Origin of the sequence: Mesorhizobium sp. CA6 (assembly GCF_020165035.1) — a bacterium.
Classification (GTDB): Bacteria; Pseudomonadota; Alphaproteobacteria; order Rhizobiales; family Rhizobiaceae; genus Mesorhizobium.
The window spans coordinates 10,507-31,912 of sequence record NZ_JAIUHI010000022.1 but is presented as its reverse complement, the minus strand read 5'-3'; the positions used below and the strand labels follow the sequence as shown (position 1 = coordinate 31,912).

Below are 21,406 nucleotides of genomic sequence, written 5' to 3'. Positions count from 1 at the left end.
GACGCGCTTGTCAGGTCGTCATTCTATGGCGGAGCAAGGAGCGAAGCGACGCGCGCAGACCTTAGAATCCATTCCGTGACATCGAGGCGTTGCCACGGTGCAGAATTCTGCTCCGCTGCTTTCCTCGACCAAGGTCACGGAATGGATCCTCGGGTCTGCGCTCCGCTTCGCGTCGCTCCGCCCGTGGATGACGAGGTTGTGAAGCTTCCGCCAGTCTCCAGCGTTGCGCTGATTTCGCGGAAAATAAACCCCGGTCAGCGCGCCCTGCCGCGCGCGGCGCGGCGTGTGCTCTGCAGGAGAATTGCCAGGCAGCCGGCGAGAAGCAGGAAGCCGCCGATGAGCGGCGGCAGCGTCAGAAGCTTTACCGCGGCGGTGATCAGCGCGATCAGGATCAGCGCGAGCAGGGCGAGATTGCCGTCGTCGACGAACATGCCGACGAGCTCCTTGAAGACCAGACGGATCATCGGGCAACTCCTTCGGCGGGTTCCGGGTAGGCGCCGCGCAGCCAGCGCACGATGGCGAAGGATGCGGCGGCAATGACGGCGAAGATGGCGAGCAGAGCGAGGTCGGCGCCCGGCCACTCGGCGCCGAGGCCCTCGCCGGTCCAGAACACGCCGAAGCTGGTCAGCATCAGGCCGACGACGAATTTCAGCGCATTCTCGGGCACGCGGGCTAAAGGACGATGCACGGCAAGGCCGATCAGCATCACCAGCACGAAGGCCGCCAGCGCGCCGAGGCCGGCATAGAGCGTCTGCCCGTGCGCGGCGCCGACGGCGATGACGATGAACACCACCTCGACGCCTTCGAGCAGCACTGCCTTGAACGATGCGACGGCCGCCAGATAGTCGGCGCGGCGGTCGGCGGCCTGCCGCTGCAAGGCGGCCGTCTCCTTGGAAAAGGCCTGCTCCTCGTCATGCAGCGCGATGACGCCGACGCTGCGCAGGATCGCCTTTCTCAGCCAGCGCATGCCGAACAGGATCAAAAGCACGCCGACCACGAATTGCAGGACGGTGATGGGGACGAGCGCCAGCAGCGGTCCGAAAACAAGCACCAGCGCCGCCAGCAGGGCGAGCGCCAGCGCCGCACCCGTCAGCGCCGGTCGCCAGCTGCGCGTCACGCCGACGGCGAGCACGATGGTGAAGGCTTCAACCACTTCGACGAAGGAGGCCAGGAACGAGGCGGTCACGGTGGAAAATATGGGTGTCAGGCCATGCATCAAGGCTTCGTCCAATGCTCGGGAATCATCGGGTGGCGAGAACGATACAGCGCTCCGGCGCCGGCGAGAATGCCAGGATGAGGCGATCGGCGCCGCCTCCGGCCCCATCACGTCCCGACGCGAGGGCGGACATTTCGCAGGACGCATTGACGGTCTGTATCCGTTCGGTGTCCGTTGTATCGCGGCACTGCCCTGGCTATCTGCTGGAGCAACAAGAAGTTCAAGCGGTCGTTGGGCCGCTCCAGCAGGAACGGAGCACATGAAGAAGATCGGATTTCTGTCGTTCGGGCATTGGTCGCCCTCGCCGCAATCGGGCACGCGCTCGGGCGCCGACGCGCTGCTGCAGTCGATCGACCTCGCGGTCGCGGCCGAGGAACTTGGCGCGGACGGTGCCTATTACCGCGTCCACCATTTCGCCCGCCAGCTCGCCTCGCCGTTTCCGCTGCTTGCCGCGGCCGGCGCCAGGACCAAGCGTATCGAGCTCGGCACCGCCGTCATCGATATGCGCTACGAGAACCCGCTCTACATGGCCGAGGACGCGGGCGCCGCGGACCTGATTGCCGGCGGGCGTCTGCAGTTGGGCATCAGCCGCGGCTCGCCCGAGCAGGTGATCGATGGCTGGCGCTATTTCGGCTACGTGCCGGAAGAGGGCAAGAGCGATGCCGACATGGCGCGCCGGCACTCCGAGATCTTCCTCGACCTGCTGCGCGGCGAAGGCTTCGCCCAGCCCAATCCGCGGCCGATGTTCCCCAACCCGCCCGGCCTGCTCAGGCTCGAGCCGTTCTCGGCCGGCCTGCGCGAACGCATCTGGTGGGGCGCGGCCACCGACGCCACGGCCGTGTGGGCGGCCAAGCTCGGCATGAATCTGCAAAGCTCGACGCTGAAATTCGATGAGACCGGCGAGCCGCTGCATGTCCAGCAAGCCAAGCAGATAAGGGCCTACCGCGCCGCCTGGAAGGAAGCAGGCCATGCCAGGGAGCCGCGCGTCTCGGTCAGCCGCAGCATCTTCGCTCTCGTCAACGACATGGACCGCGCCTATTTCGGCGGCAGCGAGGGCGAGGACCATTTTGGCTATATCGAGCCGGAAAAGCGGGCCGTGTTCGGCCGCACCTATGCCGCCGAGCCGGAGGTGCTTATCGAGCAGTTGAAGGAGGACGAGGCGATCGCCGAGGCCGACACGCTGCTGCTCACCGTGCCCAACCAGCTCGGCGTCGACTACAACGCCCATGTCATCGAGTCGATCCTGAAGCATGTCGCGCCGGCGCTGGGCTGGCGGTGATGTGGCGAAAACCGCAAAACGCGTAATCTCCCCCGCAAGGGGGGAGATCAGACTTCACGCCGGCTTTCGCCAATCACCAACGTCAGCCTTGGACCGCCTTCTCTCTCGTCCTTCCTTCGACGTTGACATCTGATAAAATAGCAATCTACTTTGGCGCGTAATCGGTTACGTAACCGATTACGGCTCAATCAAGTGGAGGAGACTAATGAGCAAGTTCTCAAACACGCATGGGCTTGGCCCGTTCTCGCGCCGCCAGTTCCTGAAGACCAGCGCCTTGGCTGCCGGCGCGCTGGCGCTGCCGCTCGGACCGGTTCTCGCCGCCGACAAGCCGAAGGTCGGCCTGGTCATGAAGTCCCTGGCCAATGAGTTCTTCAAGCAGATGCAGGCTGGCGCGGAGGAGTATGCGGCCAAGAACAAGGACAAGTTCGATTTCGCCGCTGTCGGCATGAAGGACGAGCGCGACTTCGCCGCGCAGGTCGACGCCATCGAGAACTTCATCACCCAGAACTACAACATCATCGTCGTCGCCCCGGCGGATTCGAAGGCCATGGTTACGCCGATCGCCAAGGCGCTGAAGGCCGGCATCAAGGTCATCAACATCGACGTTGCGCTCGACACCGAGGCCAAGAAGAAGGCCGGCATCGACCTCGCCTTCTTCGGCCCGGACAACCGCGCCGGCGCCAAGCTGGCCGGCGACGCGCTCGGCAAGGCGCTGGGCAAGGGCGGCAAGGTTGTCATCCTCGAAGGCAACCCGGAAGCCGACAACGCCAAGCAGCGCAAGCTCGGCTTCGATGATTCGGTGAAGGAATACGGCCTCGACCTGCTCGACTCCAAGACCGCGCATTGGGAGACCGAGGAAGCCAACACGCTGATGACCAACTTCCTCACCCAGCATCCCGACATCCAGGGCGTGATGGCGGCCAACGACTCCATGGCGCTCGGCGTCGTCAAGGCGATCGACGCGGCAGGCAAGTCCGGCCAGATCAAGGTCGTCGGCTTCGACAACATCCCGGCCGTCGGTCCGCTGCTGAAGGAAGGCAAGATGCTCGCCACCGTCGAGCAGTATGGCGCGAAGATGGCGGCGATGGGCATCGACTACGGCCTGCGCGAGCTGGCCGGCGAGAAATTCTCCGGCTGGGTCAAGACCGACGTCAAGCTGGTCACCGCATGAGGCGAGCCGGGGCGCCGGCGCTCCCTTCCGGCGCCAGGCTTTGTCTCTCTCGTCACCGCCGCCGCCAGTTCCGGCGGCGGTGACGGAGCATCCGCTGCTGTCGTCGCCGACGGGCACGGTTTAGGATTCTGCCGCCCATGGATGCGATTCTCTCTCTTGAAAGGGTCGAAAAGATCTTTCCCGGCGCCGTCGCGCTGAGCGAGGTGTCGCTGTCGATCGCGCGCGGCGAGACCCATATCATCCTGGGCGAGAACGGCGCCGGCAAGTCGACGCTGATCAAGCTCTTGGCCGGCATCTACCAGCCGGACTCCGGCACGATCGCCTTCAACGGCCAGCCTTACCGGCCGAAGACGCCGCATGATGCGCAGCAGAGCGGCATCCGCGTCGTGCACCAGGAGCTGAACCTGTTGCCCTATCTCAGCATCGCCGAGAATCTGATGCTGGAAAGCCTGCCGCGTCGCGCCTTCGGCATCGTCGACCGCAGGGCGCTGAACAGCCGCGCGGCGGCGCTGCTCAAGGAAGTCGGGCTCGATATCGATCCGCGCATACGGGTCGAGGCGCTGGGCGTCGCGCAGATGCAGCTCGTCGAGATCGCCAAGGCGCTGAGCTACGACTCGAAGCTTCTGGTGCTCGACGAGCCGACGGCGACGCTGACGCCGCCGGAGATCGAGCGGCTGTTTTCCATCATCAAGCGGCTGAAGGCCCGGGGTGTCACCATCATCTACATCTCGCACCGGCTGCACGAGGTGTTCGAGATCGGTGACCGGGTGACGGTGCTGCGCAACGGCAGGCTGGTCGCGACGCGCGACCTGCACGGGCTCACCGTGCCCGACCTGGTGCGCATGATGATCGGTCGCGACATCGCCGACGAATATGGTTTCGATGTCAGGGTCGTGCCGGGCAAGGTTGCGCTCAGCGTCGCCAATCTGAAGCGTGACGCCTCCACCCCGGAGATCTCCTTCGCCGTGCGCCATGGCGAGATCCTCGGCGTTGCCGGCCTGGTCGGCAGCGGCCGCACCGAAGCTATGCGCGCTCTGTTCGGCGCCGACGCAAAACTCGACGGTGTCGTCGAGATCGACGGCAAGCCGGTGGCGATCGCTGCGCCCAAGGATGCGGTGCGGCACGGCTTGAGCCTGCTTACCGAAGACCGCAAGGGCCAAGGCCTTCTGCTCGACATGGCCGTCGACAAGAACATCACCATCACCAATCTCGGCAAAATCTCGCGCAACGGGCTGCTCAACCGAAGGACGGAGGCTGCGGCCGCCAACGATCTCGTCGGCCAGCTGCGCGTCAAGGCGAGCTCGATCGAGCAGGCGGTGCGCAATCTCTCCGGCGGCAACCAGCAGAAGGTGGTGCTGGCCAAATGGCTGTTCCGCGGCACCTCCACGCTGATCCTCGACGAGCCGACGCGCGGCGTCGACATCGGCGCGCGGCGCGAGATCTACCAGCTGCTGTGGATGCTGGCGGCGCGGCAGAAGGGCATCATCATGGTGTCGTCCGACCTGCCTGAATTGATGGGCATGTGCCACCGCATCATCGTCTTTTCGAAAAACAAGATCGTCGGCGAGGTGCCGCGATCCGAATTCGACCAGGAGCGCATCCTGTCGCTCGCCTATCAGGAGTATGTGCGACCATGAGCGAGACGTCCGAGATAGCCGTGGCGGCGCCTGTTTCTCCGGGTCGGGCGAAGTTCCTGCGTTTCCTGGTGCGCGATGCCGGCGTGCTCCTGGCACTGGTGCTGATCACGCTGTTCTTCTCGGCGACCGCGCCCTATTTCGCCACCTCCGGCAACGCGCTGAAGATCTTCGTGCAGATCGCCATCAACACGGTGCTGGCGGCCGGCATGACCTTCGTCATCCTCACCGGCGGCATCGACCTTTCGGTCGGCTCGGTGCTGGCGCTGTGCACCGTGGTCGGCGCCACCGTCATGATAAACGAGAGCCTGTCGCCGGCCGTCGCGATCACGCTGGCGCTGCTTGCCTGCATGGCGACGGGTGCGGTGTGCGGCTTCCTCAATGGCTGGATCTCGACGCGCTGGAAGATCCCGTCCTTCATCGTAACGCTGGGCATGCTCAACATGGCGGCGGGCGCCGCGCGCGTGGTCAGCGACAATTCGACCATCACCGGCCTGCCGCAGAGTTTTGTCGATTTCGGCAATCTGATCATCGGCGGCTTCCTGCCGTCGATCTTCCTCGTCGCCGTGCTGGTGATCGCCGCCGGCTGGTTCGTGCTGCGCTTCACCGTCTTCGGCCGCATGATCTTCGCCGTCGGCACCAATGACGAGGCGGTGCGGCTGTCGGGCCACAATCCGGATTTCTACAAGGTCGCCGCCTTCACCATCAGCGGGCTCACCGCCGGCATCGCGGCGATGGTCTATCTGTTGCGCCTCAACATCGGCAGCCCGATCGCCGGCGTCGGCTACGAGCTCAACGCCATTGCCGCCGTCATCATCGGCGGCACCAGCCTCAGCGGCGGCAAGGGCTCAATCATCGGCACGCTGGTCGGCGCCTGTATCCTGCAGGTGCTTTCCACCGGATTGCAGCTGCTTGGCGTCGGCGACAATTTCAAACCGATCGTGATTGGCCTTGTCATCGTGCTCGCGGTCATCCTAGACGCGTACCGGGAGAGGCTGTTGCGGAAAATCCGCTGAGGGGAACGGGCCATGACGACGATTGCCGATGTCGCGCGCCGTGCGGGGGTGTCCGTCGCCACCGTCTCGCATGTGATGAACCATACGCGTCATGTCGAGCCGGAAACGGCCGAGCGCGTGCGCGCCGCGATCGCGGCGCTGCGCTACAGCCCGAACTCGGTGGCGAGGAGTCTCAGGCGCGGCGAAACCAAGACCATCGGCCTTTTGCTCCCCGACAATTCCAATCCCTTCTTCGCCAGCGTGGCGCGGCAGATCGAGGATGCGGGCTTCGTTTCCGGCTACACGGTGATCCTGTGCAACTCCGACGGCAATGCCGAGAAGGAGGAGCGCTATCTCTCGGTGCTGATGGCCAAGCAGATCGACGGGTTGATCTTTGCCGGCTCGTCCGACCACGCGCGGGTGTTCGCCCGCCTCCTGCCCAGCGTGCCGGCGGTGCTGCTCGACCGCGAGATCCAGTCGGTCAATGTCGATTCGGTGCTGGTCGACCACGACCATGGCGGCTATCTCGCCGGCAAATACCTGGCCGGCCTCGGCCACAGGAAGATCGGCGTCATCGGCGGTCCGCGCGATTCGAGCTCCAGCCCGGCCCGCCTGCGCGGTTTTGTCCGCGCGCTTGGCGAAGCAGGCGTTGAGCTGCCGGCGTCGTCAATCGTCGATTCCGACTATCATTTCGCCGGCGGCCGCCTAGCGATGGAGCAGCTTATGGTACAGGCGGCCGGCATCACTGCGGTGTTCGCCTGCAACGACCTGATGGCCATGGGCGCGGTCACGGCGCTGCGCTCGCGGGGATTGCATGTTCCCGACGATATGTCGATGATCGGCTTCGACGACATCCCCTACGCCGTCACCACCTGGCCGCCGCTGACGACAATCGCGCAGCCGGTGGAAAAGATCGGCACGCTGGCGGTGAGCCTGCTGCTCGAGAGGCTGGGCGAGCCGGAAGCGCCGTCAAGGCGCGAGGTGCTGGCGCCGGTTCTGGTGGAGCGGGAAAGCTGCGCGGCGCGGGGGTAGTCTGGCAATCGACGACTTAGGCACTGCCCCCGCTCCGTCTCGGCGCTGCGCGCCGATCCACCTCTCCGCCATTTCATCTATGGCATGCACACCTTTCAAAGCGGCCGGCCTTTGGCGATAGCGTGCATGGCAGCGCGCTGGTCGACCCCCACTCCGTCTCGGCTTCGCCGAGCCACCTCTCCCCCGATCGACGGGGTAGAGGAAAGGCGCCAAGCCTTTTGCCGTCAACGCCCGTCCAGCTCCCTTCCTTTCCCTCCGGAGGGGGGGAAGGTGGCGCTGCGAAGCAGCGACGGATTGGGGGAACCACGTGGCAATCAAGCGTCGGCCTGATCAGTCGCGCCAGTCACAGAAGATGTGCTTAACGTAGACGAAGTGGTGAGAGGTGGCTCGGCGAAGCCGAGACGGGAGAGGGGGAGCGCTCTATGCGATTATCCCGCCGTATGAAATCGCCTCAGCGAACCGCCTCAGGCCGCCGGCTGCATGGCGGCTCTCAGCAGCATGCCGAACAGGTCGCGCGGCTCGTCGGGGTCGGCGAGCAGGTCGAGCTCCTCATAGAGGCCGGTGGCCTGGAGCTGGTCGCGGACGTAGCGCAGCGCGGAAAAATCTTCCGTGGCGAAGCCGACGGAATCGAACAGCGTGATCTGCTCGGACGTCTTGCGGCCCTCGGCCTTCCCGGTCATCACCTGCCACAGCTCCGTCACCGGATGATCGGCGTCGAGCTGCTGGATCTCGCCCTCGATGCGCGTCTGCGGCGGGAACTCGACGAAGATGTCGGAGCGCAGAAGGATGTCGCGGTGCAGCTCGGTCTTGCCGGGGCAGTCGCCGCCGACCGCGTTGATATGGACGCCGGCGCCGACCATGTTGTCGGTGAGGATCGTGGCATACTGCTTGTCGGCGGTCACCGTGGTGATGATGTCGACGCCTTCCACGGCATCCTGCCCGGTCGAGCAGATGGTGATATCGAACCCCTTGCCGGCGAGGTTGCGGGCGCATTTTTCCGAGGCCGAGCGGTCGATGTCATAGAGCCGCAGCCGGTCGATGCCGATGAGCGCCTTGAAGGCGATGGCCTGGAATTCGGACTGGGCGCCATTGCCGATGATGGCCATGGCGCGGGAGTTCTTCGGCGCCAGGTATTTTGCCGCTACCGCCGAGGTGGCCGCCGTGCGCAGCGCCGTCAGGATGGTCATTTCGGTCAACAGCATCGGATAGCCGGAGCCGACATCGGCGAGGACGCCGAAAGCGGTTACGGTCTGGCGTCCTTCGCGCATGTTCTTCGGATGGCCGTTGACATATTTGAAGCCGTACATCTTGCCGTCGCTGGTCGGCATCAGCTCGATGACGCCGTCATGGCTGTGCGAGGCGATGCGCGGCGTCTTGTCGAACAGCTCCCAGCGGCGGAAATCCTCCTCGATATAGGCGGCGAGCTCGGTGAGGAAGCGCTCGACGCCGATGGCGAGCACCAGCTTCATCATGCGATCGACGCTGACAAAGGGAACGATGGCAAGGCGCGAAGGCTGGGTCATGATCAGAGGTTTCCGGAATGGCTGCGGGTCGGGCGATCCATGATGCGGCGGCCCATCAGGCTGGCGGTGAGGTCGACCATCAGGGTGGCGGTACGGCCGCGCTCGTCGAGGAAGGGGTTCAATTCGACCAGGTCGAGGCTTGAGACGAGGCCTGAGTCGGACAGCATCTCCATCACCAGATGCGCCTCGCGGAAGGTGGCGCCGCCGGGAACGGTGGTGCCGACGGCGGGCGCGATCGAGGGGTCGAGGAAATCGACGTCGAGGCTGACATGCAAGAGCCCGTTCTCCTTCTCGACGCGGGCCAGGAAGGCGCGCAGCAGAGGCGCGATGCCGTGCTCGTCGATGGCGCGCATGTCGTGCACGGTGACGCCGGCTTCAGTGAGCGCGCGGCGCTCGGCCGGATCGACGCTGCGCAGGCCGATGGCGCAGATGCGGGCCGGGTCGACCGCTTGCGGCAGATCCGGGAAATAGCCCTGAAAACCGGCCTGGCCGCTGGCATAGGCGAGCGGCACGCCGTGCAGATTGCCGCTGGTGGTGGTGTCGAGCGTGTGGAAATCGGGATGTGCGTCGAGCCACAGCACGAAGAGCGGCCGTCCGCGCTCGGCCGCGCGGCGCGCCACGCCCGACATGGTGCCGGCGGAGATCGAATGGTCGCCGCCGAGGAAGATCGGCATGGCGTCCCGCGAAGCCGCGTAGGCGGTCTCGGCGATCGCCGCCGTCCAGGCGGAGATCTCCGGCAGCGCCTTCAGCGCGAGATTGCCGTGCGCCACGGGCCGCGCCGCGGCTTTCTCGACCGCGCCCCAGTCCTCGACCTCGTGGCCGAGCTCGGCCAGCACCGAGACCAGCCCTGCCGTGCGCAGCGCGCTCGGCCCCATCTCGCATCCCATCCTGCCCGCGCCGTCCTGCACCGGCGCGCCGACGATCCTGCAGCGCATCTTTTCTCACCTTGCGATTGATCGAAGGAGTGAACCATCAGCCGCTGGCGGCTTGAACAGTGAAAATTGGCATTTCGAGAAGACTAATCTATCATAATGGTCAGACGATTTTATCGAAATGGAAGCCATGGACGCATTGGACGAGAAACTGGTGACGCTGCTGAGGCACGATGCGCGGCGCAGCGTGTCCGACCTCGCCATCGATCTCGGCGTGTCACGCGCCACGGTCAGGTCGCGCATGGAACGGCTGGAAAAGTCCGGCGAGATCATCGGCTACACGGTGGTGCTGCGCGCCGACGCGGTCGACCAGAAGATACGCGGCGTGATGACGATCGAGATCGAAGGCCATGCCGCCGACCGCGTCGTCAAGGCGCTCGGCGGCCTCGCCGAGGTCTCGACCATCCACACCACCAACGGCCGCTGGGACCTGGTGGTCGAGCTCGGCACAGCCACGCTGACGGATTTCGACGCGGTGCTGCGGCGCATCCGGCTGATCCCCGGCATTACGGGGAGCGAGACAAGCCTGCTGCTGGCGACGCCGAGGACGACGCGGGCGCGGCTGACGTAGTCGCATGATCGGTGACGGCAGCGGTGAGGCGTGAAGCGGTTCGGCGATCTTGCGAAACGCCGGGCCGCTTCAGGTTCTTATTTCGTGCGCGGGCCGAAAGCGACGGCGCCGGGCCGGATCGCGATCCGGCTTTCCCGGAATTGCTCCAGGACTGCCGCATCGCACCGCTCATGCAGGCGGTCAGCCGTTCGGATAATAGCCGCCGTCCGAGCCGTCGCCCATATAGGTCCCTTGGCCGGTAGCGTTTCGGAGCCGCTGGTCCAGCTCATTGATCCGCCCGATCGCAGAACGGCCGCCGGCGGGCTGGATGCTATCGGCCTGCCGCATCAGGTCGCGAGCCTGTTCCTGCGTGATCTTGCCGGCCTGCCTGGCCGCACGGATACCTTGCTTCACGCCAAGCAGCTGCTGCGTCGCGGCTCTCGCTTCGGGCTCCGCCGGCACTGACGCCGTGGTCATTGTGTCGACCTGCGCCCTATGGTGGCGGTGCACGGCATAGGCGCTCGAAAGCGGTATGGCCGCGAAGATCGAGGCGGCCGCGATGAATTTTGGGGTGAAAGAACGCATGATGACATCTCCTCGTGATGGAGGAAGCGGCAAGACCGCTTTTTCCGAAAACGGGCCGTCCGGTCGCGTCGTGTCGCGGTGCTGGCCATTCGCCGCCGGCGGATCTCGGCCCAGAAACGACATATAGAAAGCCGCCCCGGCGTCGAAACGGAGGTGGAACGCAAATGTTATCCGATGTGATCTTGGATTGAATCGCCGATGCTCCGTCGGCGAGGCGGGTTCCCAAGCCCGGCCGCCTTCAAGCGACGCTGGCGAGCGGGATCGGCCAATCGATGGCCTGCTCGATTGGCCCGGCATTGGCCTGGTCGGCAAGTTGCTCGGCTTCGCGTTGCGTCAACCCGATCAGCAGCCTGCCTGCTATCTCCGCCGGGAGATCGGAAACCAGATCGCAGACAAGCCAGTCGTCGCAGGGATCCTGTATTGCCGCGAACCTCATAGGCCCTCCTTGTTTTAGCGCAAGCTAAATTTCCGATGATGCCCAATCGTTCCATCGCGGGGCGATCAAATATCGAGAAAGAGGCACGGCCGAGCGCGGCACCGAGAGGAATTCATTTGCCTGGCCCGCGAGCAGCTCCGCCTCCTCGCGAGTCGGGCCAAGCAGCAACATGTCCGGCATTCGCGCCGGGAGACCGGACCGCAAATCGAACACCATCCATTGGCCGCACGGATCCTGAAAGGCTGTGAACCTCATGGCCGACGTCTGTTCTATCTTTGCTTCGACGCAATTCCGAACGGAGACTACGGCGAAGTCGCCGAGCATTAACCGCTCACACTTTCCTGGAATTGCTCCAGCTATGCCCCAACGTAACGACTTGCGGGAATGCTTCCCGCGAGACTGTCCGGCCGGATTAATTCCAGCACTTTCACACAACATATAGTTGTCGGGCGCCCGGCAAAAGAGGCTCTACAGTCCCTTCGGCATGCGACTCAAGTCTGATGGGCAGCGGATACTTTCCGGATGGCGGACGTGGCCGTCCGGAGGAAAATATCGCGTGAACCATCTGCTGGATATTTTTGCAGGAGATCGTGGAGATGCGGCAATGCGCGTTGCCGACGGTCCAGACGTAACTCCGGCGCTGTGCCGCGGGTGGGTTTCCCGCTAGCCGCAAACGCGAAAAAGCCGCGGAGACCGCGGCTTTTCGTTTGCTTGATTCCTTGAAGGAAACTGGAGCGGGTGAGGCGATTCGAACGCCCGACCCCAACCTTGGCAAGGTTGTGCTCTACCCCTGAGCTACACCCGCTCGCGCGGCCTTGGGCCGCAAGCCGCGCCTATATGGCCGAAGAGCGCGGCGATTGCAACAGGGAAATGACGGTCTTTTTTGGCGCGAATTCTTCCCGCGGCGACGTTCGCTCGAAAGCACCGAAGCGGCGGCGAAACCGGACTGCTCGCAAATCCGCAGGCAAGCCGCCGCCCGCTTTGCCCGCAATGGCTCCGGCGGCCTTGCCCCGATGGCACCGTTGGCCGTAAACGGCATGAGCCCTTTTTTGACCGCGCGAGGACCGATGCCGAAGACCGAAGCCGAGCTCAACGAATTTCTTGCCGATCTCGGCATTTCCGTCTCGACGGTCAGGCACCCGCCGCTGTTCACGGTCGCCGATTCGCAAGGCCTGCGCGGCGAGATTCCCGGCGGCCACACCAAGAACCTGTTCCTCAAGGACAGGAAGGACAATTATTTCCTCGTCACCGTCGGCGAGGACGCCGTGGTCGACCTGAAGCAGATCCACCACCTGATCGGCGCCGCCAGCCGGGTGTCGTTCGGCAAGCCGGAAATGCTGATGGAGCTGCTCGGCGTCATCCCCGGCGCGGTCACCGTTTTCGGCCTGATCAACGACACGGAAGGCAAGGTCAAGGTCGTGCTCGACGAGGCGTTGATGAGCCACGACGTCATCAACGGCCATCCGCTGACCAATGAGGCGACGACCTCGATCGCCGCCGCCGACCTGATCAGATTCGTCGAGGCAACCGGCCATGATCCTGTTATCCTGAAAGTCTCATGACCTTGAAAGTGCCCTTGCCTTGAAGGCCTTATTGCCTTGAAACTCGGGGGCTGATCGCCACATGGAAGGCGGTTGCGAAATCCGACAATGACGCGCCGGGCGCCGACGCCTGAGAGCGTGACCGAAAGGGCGACAAGATGAGTGACAACAATCCGTATAGCGGCGCGTTTGGCGGCAATGGCGGCCAGTATGCCCAGACGGTGCAATATGGCGGCGGCGACCGCGCCAAGGTTTCGCTCGGCGACGGGCCGGCGGCGGCCGACCTGATCAAGGACACCACAACCGCGACTTTCGCCGCCGACGTCATCCAGGAATCGCGCCGCCAGCCGGTGCTGGTCGACTTCTGGGCGCCATGGTGCGGGCCTTGCAAGCAGCTGACGCCGCAGCTCGAAAAGGCGGTGAAGAACGCCGGCGGCAAGGTCAAGCTGGTCAAGATGAACATCGACGATCACCCCTCGATCGCCGGCCAGCTCGGCATCCAGTCGATTCCCGCGGTCATCGCCTTCAAGGATGGCCAGCCCGTCGACGGGTTCATGGGCGCGGTTCCGGAAAGCCAGGTCGCCCAATTCATCGAGAAGGTCGGCGGCAAGGGCGGCGGCGTGCCGCAGATCGCCGACGCGCTTGCGGCGGCGGCCGAGGCGCGCACGGCCGGCGACGTCCAGACTGCGGCCGACATTTACGACGCGGTCCTCGAGCAGGCGCCGGAGACGATCGAGGCGGTCGCAGGCCTGGGCGAGATCCTGTACGATGCCGGGGACGTGGAAGGTGCCGAGGCCGTGCTGGCGCGAGCGCCCGAGGACAAGAAGGACGCGCCGGCGCTGGCGGCGCTGCGCGCCAAGATGACGCTTGCCGCGGAAGCGGCCGCGCTCGGCAATCCGGACGAGCTCGAGCGCCGGCTCGCCGCCAACCCCGCCGACCATCAGGCGCGCTTCGATCTGGCGATGATCCAGAACGCGCGCGGCGAGCGCGACGCGGCCGCCGACAATTTGCTGGCGATCGTCAAGGCCGACCGGACCTGGAACGACGACGGCGCCAGGGCGCAGCTGTTGAAGCTGTTCGAAGCCTGGGGAATGACCGACGAGGCGACGCTCGCGGCACGCCGCAAGCTCTCGTCGCTGCTGTTCTCGTAGGACGGTTTCGGCGATTCACAGAGCCGCCGAACCGCTTTAAGTTCGGTTTGCGCAATTCCGGACGGAAAGCTGCGGCGAATTTGCCGACCCCAACTGATACTTTCCCGGAATTGCCGTGAATTTTTTGCCGGCTGTCGCGGCCGGCAGGCTTGCGCAGCGGGACATCAGCGCCAGATAAGGGCGGGCCGGATGCCGATCGTGACGAATTCGCCGGTGCGAGAGGAGATTGCAGCTTGATACGCTTGCCGGCGTTGCTTTGGGAGGGTCGCGGTGCGCGTCGGTAACGCACTTTACAGGCTTGCCAAGGATCTGCCGGCGGCAATCCCGGTTTTCCCGCTCGCCGGCGCGCTGCTTCTGCCGGGCGGCCGCATGCCGCTCAACGTTTTCGAGCCGCGCTATCTGCAGATGATCGATCTGGCGATGGCCGGCTCGCGGCTGATCGGCATGATCCAGCCCAGCCTCGACGGCGCATTGCGCGACGACGGCGAGCCTGAACTGTGCAGCGTCGGCTGCGCCGGGCGCATCATCTCGCTCGCCGAGACGGGCGACGGGCGCTATTTGATCTCGCTGCAGGGCGTGTGCCGGTTTCGCGTTGTGCAGGAACTTACGGCAAAGGCGCCGTTCCGGCAGTGCAAGATCGCGCCGTTTCTCGCCGACCTCGAGGAAGACCCGGCCGGCGCCGACGTCGACCGGCCGGCGCTGCTCAAGGCTTTTCGTTCCTATCTGCAGGCCAACGACCTCGAGGCCGACTGGGAAAGCGTCAGCCGCGCCGAAAACGGCATGCTGGTCAACGCGCTGTCGATGATGGCGCCCTACGGGCCGGCCGAGAAGCAGGCGCTGCTGGAAGCGCCGGACCTGAAGACGCGCGCCGAAACACTGATCGCCATCACCGAAATGACGCTGGCGCGCGAGGATGATGAGTTTGGCTCGAGTCTACAATAGCTTGCCGGCACGGGGATGAGTTCATGGCGGACGGACGGGACGGACGAAAAGCCACGGTCGACCCGAAGCTGCTGGAGCTGCTCGCCTGCCCGCTGACCAAAGGACCGCTAACCTGGGACCCCGAGCGCAACGAGCTGGTCTCGCGCGTGGCGAAGCTCGCCTATCCGGTGCGCGACGGCATCCCGATCATGCTGCCCTCGGAGGCGCGCACGATCTCGGCCGAGGACATGCTAACCCCACCGCCGCGGCTCGGCGGGGCTTCGTGAGTGGGCTGTGCTTGGTACAGTGACGTAGGTAGGCGATCCTTCGCGCCCCCCTCTGGCCTGCCGGCCATCTCCCCCTCTAGGGGGAGATTGGCAGCTTGGGCCTCCCGTCCATTCTGCAGTGTAGGAGATTAGCGAAAAGCCGGCGTGACGTCTGATCTCCCCCCTTGAGGGGGAGATGTCCGGTAGGACAGAGGGGGGGCGCTGTCCCGCCGACATCAAAGTTGTGCATCGTGACGGCACACGCAGTCGGACGTCTGCTTCCCGTATCGTTCTACTGAAAATTCCGCCCTTTCGGCATGACTTGTTGCGCGGCACCCGACAGGGCCTCGATCTCCTGATGGACAGGCCGGCCGCGGTTTGCGGCGGCTCCAACCGGCCGTTCGGCGGGATTATGCTCGATGACCGGTCGGTTGGCGGACTCCAGCAGCACGCCCAGCCAGGACGTCAAATCCTCGACCCGGTCGGCGACGATGTGGATGACGTCCGATTCATGCTGCAGCTTGCCGGTGACGCGGATGAAGCGCGCGCCCATGACCACCGGGCGGAAGCGGTCGAAGACGCGTGGCCAGATGATGACGTTGGCGATCGACTTTTCGTCTTCCAGCGTGAGGAAAATGGCATTGCCCTTGCCCGGACGCTGGCGCACCAGCACCAGCCCGGCGACGGAGACGCGACGGCCGTCGCGCACAGACGGCAGGCGGGCGTTGGGGGTGACGCCGGCGCGATCCAGCCGTTCGCGCAGGAAGGCGACGGGATGCTCCTTCAGCGACAGGCCGAGCGAGCGGTAGTCGTGCACGACATGCTCGCCGAGCGGCATTTTCGGCAGTTTCGTTTCCGGCTCCAGCTCGCGCAGGCGAAGCGAGGGCTGGTCGAACAACGGCAGTTTCTCGGCGGCGCTCTTGCCGTCAAGGGCGCGGACTTCCCAGAGCGCGGCACGGCGGTCGAGGCCGATCGAGCGGAAGGCGTCCGCTTGCGCCAATCTTTCGATCTCGCCGACATCGAGGCCCGAACGCAGCCAGACGTCCCTGACCGAGCGATAGCCGTCGCCGCGGCGGGCAACGACTATATCCATGCGCTCTTCGGATAGGCCCTTGATCTGGCGGAAGCCGAGGCGGACGGCGTGAGCCGTCTCGATAACGCCGCGCATCGAGGCGTGGCGCTCGAGAATGCGGGACGGATCGAAGGCGGTTTCCTCCAGCGTGCAGTCCCAGACGGAATGGTTGATGTCGACCTCGCGCACCTCGACACCATGGTCGCGCGCATCGCGCACGAGCTGGGCCGGCTGGTAAAAACCCATCGGCTGGGAATTCAGGATCGCGGCGCAGAACACGTCCGGATAGAAGGTCTTGAACCAGCAGGAGGCGTAGACAAGCAGCGCGAAGGAGGCGGCGTGGCTTTCGGGAAAGCCATATTCGCCAAAGCCTTCGATCTGCTTGAAGCAGCGCTCGGCGAACTCTCTAGGATAGCCCTTCTTGACCATTCCCTCGACCATTCGCGTTTCATAGTTTCCTATCGTGCCGGTGCGTTTGAAGGTCGCCATGGCGCGGCGCAACTCGTCTGCCTCACCCGGCTTGAAGCCGCCGGCGACGATGGCGATCTTCATCGCCTGCTCCTGGAACAAAGGCACTCCAAGGGTCTTGCCGAGAATCTCTTCCAACTCAGGCTTGGGGTATTCGGCCTTCTCCTTGCCCTGCCGCCGGCGCAGATAGGGATGCACCATGTCGCCCTGGATCGGGCCGGGGCGCACGATCGCCACCTCGATGACGAGGTCGTAGAAATTTGCCGGCTTGAGGCGCGGCAGCATCGACATCTGCGCGCGCGACTCGATCTGGAAGACGCCGAGCGTGTCGGCTCTTTGGATCATGGCGTAAACGCGCCTATCCTCTTCGGGAAGGGTCGCGAGCACATAAGGCTGTCCAAACGGATCCCGCGCCCGCGGATAATGATCGGTGAGCAAGGTGAAGGCGCGCTTCAGGCAGGTCAGCATGCCGAGCGCCAGCACGTCCACCTTGAGGATCTTCACAGCATCGAGATCGTCCTTGTCCCACTCGACCATCTTGCGCTCCTCCATCGCCGTCTTGACGATGGGCACGACCTCGTCGAGCCGGTCGCGGGTGATAACGAAGCCGCCGACATGCTGGGAAAGATGGCGGGGAAAGCCCATGATCTCGTTGGCGCGTTCCAGCACCTGACGTGACAGCGGATCGGTGCGGTCGAGGCCGCCGGCATTGGCTTCCCTTTCGCCGAGCTCGGAGGTCGACCAGCCCCAGATGGTGCTGGAGAGCGCGCTGCGGACATCCTCCGACAAGCCCATGGCCTTGGCCACCTCGCGCAGGGCCGAGCGGCCGCGATAGCTGATGACGGCGGCGGCCAAGGCGGTGCGCTTGGCGCTGTATTTCGTATAGATGTACTGAATGACCTCTTCGCGCCGCTCATGCTCGAAGTCGACGTCGATGTCGGGCGGCTCGTTGCGTTCCTCCGAGATGAAACGTTCGAACAAGGTGTCGATGCGCTCGGGTCCGACCTCGGTGATGCCGATGCAGAAGCAGATGATCGAATTGGCGGCCGAACCGCGGCCCTGGCAAAGGATGCCCTGGCTGCGGGCGAATTTGACGATGTCATGGACGGTGAGGAAATAGCGGGCATAGTTCAGGCGCTCGATCAAGACGAGCTCGCTGTCGATGCGTTTCAGCACATCCTCGGGAACGCCGGCCGGATAGCGAACGGCCGCGCCTTCCCGCGCCAACCGTTCGAGCTCGGCCTGCGGTCCAAGCCCGGATTCGGTCGGCTCGTCCGGATAATTGTATTCGAGGTCGCTGAGCGAGAAGGCGAGCTCGTCGGCGAAGCGCAGTGTCTCGGCCAACGCCTGCGGGTGGCGGCGGAAAAGCCGCGCCATCTCCGGCGGCGGCTTCAGGTGGCGCTCGGCATTGGCCATCAGCTCCAGCCCGACCTCGGAAACCGGCGTGTTGAGGCGGATTGCGGTCAGCACGTCCTGCAGCGGCCGGCGATCGGCGGCATGGTAGAGCACGTCGTTGGTCGCCATCAGCGGGACGCGGGCATGCTCGGCCATCGCGGAAGCCTGCTCGATGCGGAAACGGTCGTTGCCGGCATAATCCGGCGCCACGGCCAGCCGGAGCGCTGCGCCGAAGCGATCCTTAAACCGGCTAATGAATGCCAGGTTGCCTTGCGCGCCTGCCGACAAATCGGGCAGGATCGCCAGCGACATCCGATCGCCCCATTCGAGCAGGTCGCTCAACTGGAGCAGCGTCGCGCCCTTCTCGTTCTCGTCGCGCAGATTGGCTTGCGTGAGCATGCGGCAGAGATGCCCCCAGCCCTGGCGGTCGCGGGGATAGGCGAGGATGTCCGGCGTGCCGTCGCCAAATACCAGGCGGCAGCCGGGATGGTAGGCGAGCTTTTCCACCCTGGCCTGTTGCCAGGCGCGCACGACGCCGGCGACCGTGTTGCGGTCGGCAAGGCCGATCGAGGCAAAACCGTAGAACTTCGCCGTCACCACCAGCTCCTCGGGTTTCGAAGCGCCGCGCAGGAAGGAGAAATTCGAGCTTATGCCGAACTCGGCATAGGGGATGACGGTCAGCGCATTCATGCGAACACCCCATGCATGAACCAGCGCGGCGGCGCGGCCTGCGCGGCGCTGCTGTAGAGGCCCTGGCGGTAGAGCCAGTAGCGGCGCCCCTCGCTGTCCTCGATGCGGTAATAGTCGCGGGTCGGCGCCTCTTCCTCGCCGGGCAGCTGGCGCCACCATTCGGCGGCGATGCGCTCCGGCCCCTCGGCGCGGGCGACACGATAGAGCGCGCGCCGCCAGCGGAAATTCATCGGCGGTCCCTCCGGGATCTCGGTCGCCGGCACCTCGATCGGCTCGGGCGAGCGGAACAGGCGCACCGGCCGCTCCGGCGGATAAACGGTCATCGGTGGCGCTGTTCGGGGCGGCGGCGTCCGGCCGGCCGCCGGGGCGCGTCCTTGCGGCGCTTCGGCGAAAGGCACGGTTTTGACGGCGCGTTCCGGCAGATGGCTTTCGACGACCACCGGCTTCAGCACGGCGGCTTCGCCGAGACGGGCGCGGACGCGGTCGGCAAAGAGCGCGATGTCGGCGTCATCGTCGTCCGTCTCGCCGGTGAGGTCGCCCTGAACCAGGTCGAAGGCCGCGACCGACAGCACGGACAGCCGCACGAGATCGAAGCCGAAGCCGGCGTCGATGCTCTGCTCCAGCGCGGTGAGCCGCTCATGGAACAGTCTTTGGATCAGCCGCGGCTCGCGCATCGGGCGCGAGGTGCCGACGGCGATGCGGTTGACGGCGCCATCGACGCGGAAGAGAAGCAGCGCCAGCGTCCTTGCGCCCTCGCCGCGGCGTTCGAGGTCGGTCTTCAAGGCGATCGCCAGCCGGCTCACCAGCCGCTCGATGTCGTCGGTGAGCACGACCGGCTCGGCAAGATGGCGCTCGACCGAGAGCGGCGCGACGGGAAGGCGCGGCGACACGGCTTCGTCGAGGCGGCCGAGCGCCTGGTCGAGGCGCAGAAGCAAGGTGGCGCCGAAACGGCGGGCGAGCGGCGCGCGCGGTGCTGCCATCACCGCGCCGGCGGTGCGCAGGCCCACACTTTCCAGGCTGGCGCGGGTTTCCGGCGCGATGCGCAGCGCCGACAAGGGCAGCGGCGAAAGCAGCGCCTCCTCCTCGCCGCCGGCTAGGATGCGATCGCCATGGAAGCGCGCCGCCGCCCAAGCGGCGCCCGGCGTCGAGGCCAGCCCGGCGCGGACATCGAAGCCCTGCTGGAAGAAGCGGGCGAGGATCTCGTCCTGCATGGCGCGCTCGCCGCCGAACAGATGCGTGCAGCCGGTAACGTCGAGGAACAGCCCGTCCTCGCCGTCGATCGCCACCAGCGGCGTGTAGCGGTCGCACCAGTCGGCAAGGCCTTCGAGCAGGCGGCGGTCGGCTTCCGGGTCTGCCTCGACCACATCGATCGAGGGATGCATGGCGCGCGCATCGGCGATGCCCATGCCGCGCTTCAATCTGAGCGCCTCAGCCCGCTCGTCGAGGGCTGCGATGCGCTGGGTGTTGTTGTCGCGATGGCTGATCACCAGCGGCGGCTGAGGCGACGGCAGGCGATGCGAGGGCCGGGAACGCCAGGACCGCCCCAGACGCTGGCGCAGGATCCGCTCCGCGGCCAGATGCGGGAACCACAGCGACAGAATTCTCTGTTCTTTCTGCAAAAGCGTGCTCATCGGGGTTCCACTCCAGTGTGAACTGTCCAGGCAGGGCCGTGCGGCTCTTGCCGATATCGACTTTGAAGGCCGGGCGGCCGATCGAGCCGGCGAGCGGCCCGGCGAGGGTCTCGCGGCTTGCCGCGGGCGCCGCCGAAACGATGAGGCGCACCGGAGCGGCGGTGGGATCGGCCTCGCCGGCCTGGCGCAGCAACAGCAGCGGGCGGCCGGCGCTCCGGGCCCGCGCATGCAGCCGGCGCGTGGCGGTGAGGTCGAGAAGCCGCGGACTGCCGCGGATCTCGAGGATGACCGCGGCAAAGGCCGTCATGCGGGCGGCCTCCTCGGCAATCCACAGCGCGTCGAGCAGCTTCGGCGCCTCGGAAAACAGCAATTGCCCCGGCTCGATGCCGAACAGGGCATGAAGGCCCCTGGCATAGGGCATGCCGGCCTCGTGGAAGATTTCCGCCGTGCCGACCCAGAGGATCGGCAGACCCTGCTTCTCCCTGAGGACCAGGCTTACGAGCGAGAGCGCGAAGCCGGCAACGGCGCCGGCATCGCGGGTCTCCAGGCCATGGATTTCGCTGAGCGCCGCCTTGGGCAGGCCGCCGCCAAGCGCTGCATCGAGCCTATCGATGCCGGTGTGCAGGAAGGCATCCGCCGAAGCCACGGCAAGGCCGCGCCGGACAATCGTCATGTCCGGCCCGGCGGCATCGCTGGATGTTTGGTTTTGCGCCATTCCGGAGGGAAAACTGCTTCGCACTTTTCCTGGAATTGCTTCGGGCGCGCACCCCGAGGGCGCCTGCAGGCGCTCGGGCAGCGTTCCCTCGATCTTCGCGATCTGGCGGCGCAGGGCAAAAACAGTGTCCCGCGCCACGGCGCTCATCGCCATGACGTTCACTTCCAGCAGCAGTTGTTCCTGTTATGTTCCTATAGATTCCA

19 protein-coding genes and 1 tRNA gene are annotated in these 21,406 nt (G+C 65.5%); 10 read left to right on the top strand and 10 right to left on the bottom strand.

The genetic code is table 11. From position 1 onward, the window contains the following. Window positions 1-254: 254 nt before the first annotated feature. Together LB526_RS26045 and LB526_RS26040 are read right to left on the bottom strand one after the other, a co-directional pair. On the bottom strand, window positions 255-464 hold the full coding sequence (locus LB526_RS26045) for a hypothetical protein (protein WP_224544361.1): 210 nt from the start codon (window positions 462-464) through the stop codon (window positions 255-257). Beyond that, entirely contained in the window at window positions 461-1,216 is a 756-nt protein-coding gene (locus tag LB526_RS26040) for a COG4280 domain-containing protein (protein ID WP_224544360.1), read from the bottom strand. The genes LB526_RS26045 and LB526_RS26040 overlap by 4 nt, the downstream gene beginning before the upstream one ends. A gap of 259 nt (window positions 1,217-1,475) precedes the next feature. Here LB526_RS26040 and LB526_RS26035 point away from each other — a divergent pair, with 259 nt between their 5' ends. From LB526_RS26035 to LB526_RS26015, 5 genes are all read left to right on the top strand, one after another. Continuing rightward, the gene (locus LB526_RS26035; protein WP_224544359.1) at window positions 1,476-2,495 is read left to right on the top strand and encodes an LLM class flavin-dependent oxidoreductase; all 1,020 of its coding nucleotides are present in this window, start codon (window positions 1,476-1,478) and stop codon (window positions 2,493-2,495) included. Window positions 2,496-2,700: 205 nt separating this feature from the next. Further along, window positions 2,701-3,666, top strand: a complete 966-nt coding sequence (locus tag LB526_RS26030; protein ID WP_140845939.1) for a sugar ABC transporter substrate-binding protein — start codon at window positions 2,701-2,703, stop codon at window positions 3,664-3,666. A gap of 137 nt (window positions 3,667-3,803) precedes the next feature. Continuing rightward, on the top strand, window positions 3,804-5,303 hold the full coding sequence (locus tag LB526_RS26025) for a sugar ABC transporter ATP-binding protein (protein WP_224630271.1): 1,500 nt from the start codon (window positions 3,804-3,806) through the stop codon (window positions 5,301-5,303). Further along, window positions 5,300-6,316 (top strand): ABC transporter permease, encoded by a 1,017-nt coding sequence (locus LB526_RS26020; protein WP_140845941.1) that lies wholly within the window; start codon window positions 5,300-5,302, stop codon window positions 6,314-6,316. The genes LB526_RS26025 and LB526_RS26020 overlap by 4 nt, the downstream gene beginning before the upstream one ends. A 12-nt stretch (window positions 6,317-6,328) precedes the next feature. Continuing rightward, window positions 6,329-7,327: a LacI family DNA-binding transcriptional regulator gene (locus LB526_RS26015; protein ID WP_224544357.1), complete on the top strand. Its 999-nt coding sequence runs from the start codon at window positions 6,329-6,331 to the stop codon at window positions 7,325-7,327. Window positions 7,328-7,791: 464 nt separating this feature from the next. On the opposite strand, the gene LB526_RS26010 is transcribed toward LB526_RS26015, so the two are convergent. Beyond that, window positions 7,792-8,850, bottom strand: coding sequence for an ornithine cyclodeaminase (locus LB526_RS26010; RefSeq protein WP_224544356.1), 1,059 nt, complete (start codon window positions 8,848-8,850; stop codon window positions 7,792-7,794). Between the two features lie 2 nt (window positions 8,851-8,852). Then, window positions 8,853-9,785, bottom strand: coding sequence for an arginase (gene rocF, locus LB526_RS26005; protein WP_224532508.1), 933 nt, complete (start codon window positions 9,783-9,785; stop codon window positions 8,853-8,855). A gap of 127 nt (window positions 9,786-9,912) precedes the next feature. Between rocF and LB526_RS26000 the strand changes: the two genes are divergently transcribed. Next, window positions 9,913-10,353: an Lrp/AsnC family transcriptional regulator gene (locus LB526_RS26000; RefSeq protein ID WP_140700454.1), complete on the top strand. Its 441-nt coding sequence runs from the start codon at window positions 9,913-9,915 to the stop codon at window positions 10,351-10,353. A gap of 180 nt (window positions 10,354-10,533) precedes the next feature. Here the strand turns inward: LB526_RS26000 and LB526_RS25995 are convergent, their stop codons facing one another. The 3 genes from LB526_RS25995 to LB526_RS25985 all read right to left on the bottom strand — a co-directional run bounded on the left by LB526_RS25995 (window position 10,534) and on the right by LB526_RS25985 (window position 12,158). Continuing rightward, window positions 10,534-10,917 (bottom strand): hypothetical protein, encoded by a 384-nt coding sequence (locus tag LB526_RS25995; RefSeq protein ID WP_224532507.1) that lies wholly within the window; start codon window positions 10,915-10,917, stop codon window positions 10,534-10,536. 238 nt (window positions 10,918-11,155) lie between these two features. Then, window positions 11,156-11,353, bottom strand: coding sequence for a hypothetical protein (locus LB526_RS25990; RefSeq protein WP_095769841.1), 198 nt, complete (start codon window positions 11,351-11,353; stop codon window positions 11,156-11,158). A 730-nt stretch (window positions 11,354-12,083) separates the two neighbouring features. Next, window positions 12,084-12,158 (bottom strand) — tRNA-Gly (locus LB526_RS25985). Between the two features lie 262 nt (window positions 12,159-12,420). On the opposite strand from LB526_RS25985, the gene LB526_RS25980 reads away from it, so the two are divergent. From LB526_RS25980 to LB526_RS25965, 4 genes are all read left to right on the top strand, one after another. Continuing rightward, window positions 12,421-12,915, top strand: a complete 495-nt coding sequence (locus LB526_RS25980; RefSeq protein WP_224630270.1) for a prolyl-tRNA synthetase associated domain-containing protein — start codon at window positions 12,421-12,423, stop codon at window positions 12,913-12,915. Window positions 12,916-13,052: 137 nt separating this feature from the next. Further along, the gene (gene trxA / locus LB526_RS25975) at window positions 13,053-14,045 is read left to right on the top strand and encodes a thioredoxin (protein WP_224544353.1); all 993 of its coding nucleotides are present in this window, start codon (window positions 13,053-13,055) and stop codon (window positions 14,043-14,045) included. Between the two features lie 270 nt (window positions 14,046-14,315). Continuing rightward, window positions 14,316-14,987 carry an LON peptidase substrate-binding domain-containing protein gene (locus LB526_RS25970; protein WP_224630269.1) on the top strand — a complete coding sequence of 224 codons (672 nt, stop codon included), beginning with the start codon at window positions 14,316-14,318 and terminating at the stop codon, window positions 14,985-14,987. A 23-nt stretch (window positions 14,988-15,010) separates the two neighbouring features. Then, the gene (locus tag LB526_RS25965) at window positions 15,011-15,253 is read left to right on the top strand and encodes a Trm112 family protein (protein ID WP_095769836.1); all 243 of its coding nucleotides are present in this window, start codon (window positions 15,011-15,013) and stop codon (window positions 15,251-15,253) included. 271 nt (window positions 15,254-15,524) lie between these two features. On the opposite strand, the gene LB526_RS25960 is transcribed toward LB526_RS25965, so the two are convergent. The 3 genes from LB526_RS25960 to LB526_RS25950 are packed head-to-tail and all read right to left on the bottom strand — an operon-like array spanning window position 15,525 to window position 21,356. Continuing rightward, on the bottom strand, window positions 15,525-18,857 hold the full coding sequence (locus LB526_RS25960; protein ID WP_224630268.1) for an error-prone DNA polymerase: 3,333 nt from the start codon (window positions 18,855-18,857) through the stop codon (window positions 15,525-15,527). After that, a complete protein-coding gene (locus LB526_RS25955; protein ID WP_224630267.1) occupies window positions 18,854-20,344 on the bottom strand; it encodes a DUF6504 family protein in 1,491 nt (496 codons plus the stop codon). The genes LB526_RS25960 and LB526_RS25955 overlap by 4 nt, the downstream gene beginning before the upstream one ends. Next, window positions 20,286-21,356, bottom strand: a complete 1,071-nt coding sequence (locus LB526_RS25950) for an ImuA family protein (protein ID WP_224532501.1) — start codon at window positions 21,354-21,356, stop codon at window positions 20,286-20,288. The genes LB526_RS25955 and LB526_RS25950 overlap by 59 nt, the downstream gene beginning before the upstream one ends. Between the last annotated feature and the right edge of the window lie 50 nt (window positions 21,357-21,406).